This window comes from Psittacicella gerlachiana (genome assembly GCF_003585965.1).
GTDB lineage: Bacteria > Pseudomonadota > Gammaproteobacteria > Enterobacterales > Psittacicellaceae > Psittacicella > Psittacicella gerlachiana.
In genome coordinates this window covers 1-5650 of the sequence record NZ_NRJF01000157.1, presented here as the reverse complement: position 1 = coordinate 5650, position 5650 = coordinate 1, and the positions used below count along the sequence as shown (strand labels likewise).

The 5650-nt window shown below is 34.9% G+C and carries 4 protein-coding genes and 1 pseudogene; all 5 read right to left on the bottom strand.

Annotated elements, in window-relative coordinates:
- Positions 1-48 precede the first annotated feature (48 nt).
- Positions 49-1527, bottom strand: coding sequence for a prephenate-dependent tRNA uridine(34) hydroxylase TrhP (gene trhP, locus CKF59_RS05450; RefSeq protein ID WP_119534951.1), 1479 nt, complete (start codon positions 1525-1527; stop codon positions 49-51).
- A 435-nt stretch (positions 1528-1962) separates the two neighbouring features.
- A pseudogene (gene ttcA / locus CKF59_RS05445) lies at positions 1963-2760 on the bottom strand (tRNA 2-thiocytidine(32) synthetase TtcA); the annotation flags it as partial.
- A 182-nt stretch (positions 2761-2942) separates the two neighbouring features.
- The gene (gene infA / locus CKF59_RS05440) at positions 2943-3161 is read right to left on the bottom strand and encodes a translation initiation factor IF-1 (protein ID WP_119496899.1); all 219 of its coding nucleotides are present in this window, start codon (positions 3159-3161) and stop codon (positions 2943-2945) included.
- Between the two features lie 162 nt (positions 3162-3323).
- Complete coding sequence (ahpF, locus tag CKF59_RS05435; RefSeq protein WP_119534949.1) at positions 3324-4874, bottom strand: alkyl hydroperoxide reductase subunit F; 1551 nt, start codon at positions 4872-4874, stop codon at positions 3324-3326.
- Between the two features lie 101 nt (positions 4875-4975).
- Positions 4976-5539: an alkyl hydroperoxide reductase subunit C gene (gene ahpC / locus CKF59_RS05430; protein WP_119534948.1), complete on the bottom strand. Its 564-nt coding sequence runs from the start codon at positions 5537-5539 to the stop codon at positions 4976-4978.
- Positions 5540-5650: the final 111 nt, after the last annotated feature.

Here is a 5650-nt window from a genome sequence, read left to right as displayed (position 1 = left end):
TTTACGAGTTTTTATTTTTGTGCTTTTATTCGCTATGCACTATTATTTTTAAGCTAGTTGCGTAATTTTTGCTTCATTAGCTTTACGTCCGTGAGGATCAGTAGTATCTAATCCTTGCTCAAGATAACGTAAAACTAAAGCAAACTCTAAATCAACTTGAGGATCAATTTCTAACCATACTTTATGTCCATCTCCAGGAGCTACTTCTACTGGTTCAAACTTACGGTTATACATTTTTTCAAGTTTATAGCTCATATTGCCTTTTGGAGTCATAATCTCAATCATGTCTCCCACCACAAATTTATTTTTTACTTCAACTAAAGCTAAATTACCCTCACGTTCTCCGGTAAATGCACCCACAAATTGTTGATAATCACTTGTAGAGTTACCTGAAGTATAGTGTTGATATTGATCGTGAGTATGTCTTTGTAAGAAGCCGTCAGTATAACCACGGTGAGCTAAAGAATCTAACTTACGTAATAACTGTGGATTAAACTCTTTACCTTCAGCAGCGTCATCAATTGCTTGACGATAAATTTGAGCTGTACGTGCACAATAGAAGAAAGATTTGGTACGTCCCTCGATTTTTAAAGAGTGTACGCCCATTTTCGTTAAGCGAGGCACATGTTGAATCGCACGTAAGTCACGGCTATTCATAATGTAAGTTCCATGCTCATCTTCAAACGCAGTCATTTTTTCATCAGGACGACGAGGCTCAGTAATTAAGAAAGTTTTGCTTGTAGGTTCACCTATGCCTAGGGTTGGCGAAACATTAGCAACTTCGATATTTAAGTTAGCTGGATCTTGATTGATCACTTGATTATTTGGATCTTGTTCACGCCCATCATGGGTTTTACCTGCAGCCACTTTTTCCACAATTTGTCCAAGCTCATCTTCTTGTCCTTCTTGGAGATCATACTGCCAACGACAAGCATTAGTACAAGTACCTTGGTTAGGATCACGTTTATTAATATAACCTGAGAGTAAGCAACGTCCAGAATAAGCCATACATAAAGCTCCATGGACAAAAATCTCTAACTCTAAATCAGGTACATGTTTACGAATCTCTTCGATTTCATCTAAGCTTAATTCACGAGAAAGAATAACTCTTTCAACTCCATAATCATGCCAGAATTTACATGAAGCCCAGTTTACAGCATTTGCTTGTACTGAAAGGTGTAATACAGCTTCAGGAAAATGTTCACGCATTAACATAATTAACCCTGGATCTGACATAATAAACGCATCAGGTTTCATATCTACTACGCGCTTCATGTCTTGCACAAAGGTTTTTAGTTTAGCGTTATGCGGAGCAATATTTACTACCACATAGAATTTTTTTCCTAAAGCATGAGCTTCATTAATCCCTATTTCTAGAGTTTCCCAGTTAAACTCATTATTACGTACACGTAATGAGTAACGAGGCTGTCCTGCATAAACCGCATCTGCTCCATAAGCAAAAGCATAACGCATGTTCTTTAATGAACCTGCAGGACTTAGTAATTCTGGTTTTGCATATTTTGTCATTGATTACCCCTAAAATTTTTTAGCTATTAATCCAGCGAACTGGCAGTTTACAAGACTAACAAAGAAAGCTTTAGCAAAACTTATCTTTGCATTAATAACCCCTAATTAGGTGTCAAAAAATATTTAAATTTATGTTGTGAAAAAAATGGTTATTATAACTTACAATTGTTTAATACTTAAACCCGTAATTTTGGTCTCATCTTCTTCTTGATGAGCTTCTTGAAGTTGACGAGCTAAGGCATCATAATCCTGTCCACCAAATAATTCATCATTGGCTAACTGATCTAATTCTTGCTCCGAAAACTCATAACTATTCTGAGAGTTTAAGTTTGATTCCTGTTCTTTAGAAGCTACTACTTTAGTTTCAATAATTTTAGTTGCTTTTTCTTTTGAAGCTAAAAGATTTATTGGTGTCGCCTCAGCTTGATGATGAGGATTAAATTCCTTTTGATTTAAAGAACTAATGCTCATAAAATCATAGAGACTACGATCTAAAAGGTGCGAACGACTTACATCTTGCATCGCCCTAAAGATGGTTTCAATTCTTCCAGGAAATTGCTTATCCCAAGATTGTAATAATTGTTTTACCGCAGCTCTTTGTAAATTAGGTTGCGAACCGCAAAGATTACATGGAATAATTGGGAACTCTTTTAGTTTTGCATACTTTGCTATATCCTTTTCTCGACAATAAGCTAAAGGACGGATAACAGTATGAAGCTGATTATCACTCACTAATTTCGGAGGCATAGACTTCATTTTTCCGGCAAAGAACATATTTAAAAAGAGAGTTTCCACCATATCATCACGATGGTGTCCTAAAGCAATTTTGGTACATTTTTCTTCTTGAGCAATACGATAAAGAATTCCACGACGTAAACGTGAGCATAGAGAACAAGTAGTTTTCCCTTCATCAATTACTCGTTTTACAATACTATAAGTATCTTCATTAACAATGCGATAAGGAACACCTATAGATTCTAAATAATTAGGTAATACATCTTTAGGAAAGCCAGGTTGTTGCTGGTCTAAGTTTACTGCAAGGAGTTCAAAATTTACCGGTGCATACTTTTGGAGTGAGCGTAAAATATCAAGCAAAGCATAGGAATCTTTACCACCTGAAAGACAAACCATGATTTTATCGCCTTCTTCGATCATATTAAAATCTGCGATTGCCTTACCCACTTCGCTACGTAAACGCTTACTTAACTTATTTAAACGATAATTATCTTGCATACAAAAAACAAAAAAGAAAAACCATAGCTCTGTAGCTACGGTTTTTTTAATCTTTATAACCCTAAGAGTAACATTTGAGCCATGTTACTTGAGGAATATATGCGGCTGATTTTCCAGACGCTAATACTACTTAAAGTTAACTTAACTTCAAGCGTTGAATATAAAAATTACTGAGTTTCCAATTATCTTGAACGGAAAACGATACGACCCTTAGTAATATCATAAGGTGTCACTTCAACAGTAACTTTATCACCCGTTAAAATACGAATGTAGTTCTTACGCATCTTACCGCTAATGTGAGCGATAATTTTGTGACCGTTTTCTAATTCAACACGGAACATAGTATTAGGTAATGTTTCAATTACAGTTCCTTGAAACTCAATTGCTGGTTCTTTTGCCATGCGACCTCATATAAAATTAAAAACAAATAACGTCGCATATTATAGCACAAAAAAAATTATTTGCTGAGATTTGTTAATTTTATTTAATTAATTTTTATTTACTTAGAAAAAAAGGACTACGCCTGTGACGTAATCCTCATCTTTTTTATAGCAAAGAAATTATTAGTTATTGCGAATTAAGTAATCGAAAGCAGCTAAAGAAGCTTTTGCTCCCTCACCCATAGCAATAATAATTTGTTTGTAAGGTACATTAGTACAGTCACCAGCAGCAAACACTCCTTTAACGTTAGTTTGACCACGGTCATCAGTAATAATTTCACCCATACGATTTAATTCTAAAGTATCTCTTAAGAAATCTGTATTAGGAACTAAACCGATTTGTACGAATACACCAGCTAAATCTAAACGGTGTACTTCTTCAGTTGCACGATCTTGATAGCTTAAACCTACCACTTTTTGTCCATCACCATGCACTTCAGTAGTTGCAGCATTAGTAATAATTTTTACGTTAGGTAAGCTACGTAATTTATTTTGTAACACTTCATCAGCACGTAATTTTTCATCACGTTCAATTAAAGTTACATGGTTTACTACTCCAGCTAAGTCAATTGCAGCTTCAACTCCAGAGTTACCTCCACCGATTACCGCAACATCTTTACCTTTAAATAATGGACCATCACAGTGTGGACAGTAAGCTACACCACGAGCTTTATATTCTGCTTCACCAGGAACATTCATGTTTCTCCAGCGAGCTCCTGTAGAAAGAATTACTGATTTTGATTTTAAAGTAGCACCACTTTCTAATTCTACAGTTACTTGTTTTTCACCTGGAATTAATTTAGATACACGTTGTAAGTTCATAATATCAACACCATATGAACGTACATGCTCTTCTAAAGCTGTTGCTAAGTGTGGACCTTCAGTTTTTAATACTGAAATGAAGTTTTCGATATCCATAGTATCTTGAACTTGACCACCAAAACGCTCAGCAACTACACCTGTACGAATACCTTTACGTGCAGCGTATACTGCAGCAGCTGCCCCAGCAGGACCACCACCAACTACTAATACATCAAATTCTTCTTTTTCAGATAATTGTGCAGCTTTACGAGCAGAAGCACCTGTATCTAATTTAGCTAAGATCTCTTCAACACTTGAGCGACCTTGTAAGAATTGTTCACCGTTTAAATATACTGATGGTACAGACATAATTTGTAAACGATCAACTTCTTCTTGGAATAAAGCTCCATCAATAGATACGTGCTTAATGCGTGGATTGATTACTGACATCGCATTTAAAGCTTGTACTACATCAGGACAGTTTTGACATGAAAGTGAGAAGTAAGTTTCGAATTGGTAATCACCTGGTAAAGCTTTAATTTGCTCTACTACTTCATCACTTAATTTAGCTGGATAACCACCAACTTGTAATAAAGCTAATACTAAAGAAGTAAATTCGTGTCCCATAGGAATACCAGCAAAGGTAACCGCTACATCTGAACCTACACGAGTAATAGTAAATGCTGGTTTACGATCTGCAGTATCTACTTCAGTATAAGTAATTTTGTCACTTCTTAAAGAAGCAATTTCTTGTAATAATTCTTTTAACTCTTGAGATTTTGCGTCTGTACCTAAGTTAGCTTGAAGCTCAATAGGTAATTCTACACGTTCAAGATAAGTTTGTAATTGTGATTTAATGCCTTGATCTAACATAATCTTTAAAGTAATTTAATGATATTTAATAATGTGAACGTAAAAAGAGCATGGCACAGGTTAACCTATGCCTATGCTCTTTTCTTAATAATTAACTTAAATTAGATTTTACCAACTAAATCTAAAGATGGTTTAAGAGTTTCTGCACCTTCTTTCCATTTTGCAGGGCAAACTTCACCTGGGTGAGCTGCGATGTATTGTGCTGCTCTAATTTTACGTAATAACTCAGTAGCTTCACGACCAATACCATTGTCGTTTACTTCAGCTAATTTAATGTTACCTTCAGGATCTACTAAGAAAGTACCACGTAATGCTACACCTTCTTCTTCAATTAATACTTGGAAGTTACGAGAAATTACATGTGTAGGGTCAGCTAACATAGTGTATTGCACTTTACCAATTGCTGGAGAGTGATCATGCCATGCTTTGTGACAGAAGTGAGTATCTGTAGATACTGAATAGATTTCCACACCTAATTTTTGGAACTCAGCATAGTTATCAGCTAAATCTTCTAATTCAGTAGGACATACAAATGTGAAGTCAGCTGGGTAGAAGAAGAATACAGACCATTTACCCGCTAAATCTTTATCTGAAACTTCTACAAAGTTACCTTGTTTAAAAGCGTTTACTTTAAAAGGTAATAATTTAGTATTAATTAATGACATAATTTTTACTTCCTTAAAAAATTATTGATAGGTTAACGTTATAGATATATTATAGAACAAATATTTTTAATTGTTAAGACTTTTTTTCGTCTTACCTACATTATAATATAT

Excerpts from the sequence above, each read along its gene's own strand:
- infA (WP_119496899.1), bottom strand. The coding sequence starts at position 3,161 with ATGGCAAAAGAACCAGCAATTGAGTTTCAAGGAACTGTAATTGAAACA.
- ahpF (WP_119534949.1), bottom strand. The coding sequence starts at position 4,874 with ATGTTAGATCAAGGCATTAAATCACAATTACAAACTTATCTTGAACGT.
- trhP (WP_119534951.1), bottom strand. The coding sequence starts at position 1,527 with ATGACAAAATATGCAAAACCAGAATTACTAAGTCCTGCAGGTTCATTA.
- ahpC (WP_119534948.1), bottom strand. The coding sequence starts at position 5,539 with ATGTCATTAATTAATACTAAATTATTACCTTTTAAAGTAAACGCTTTT.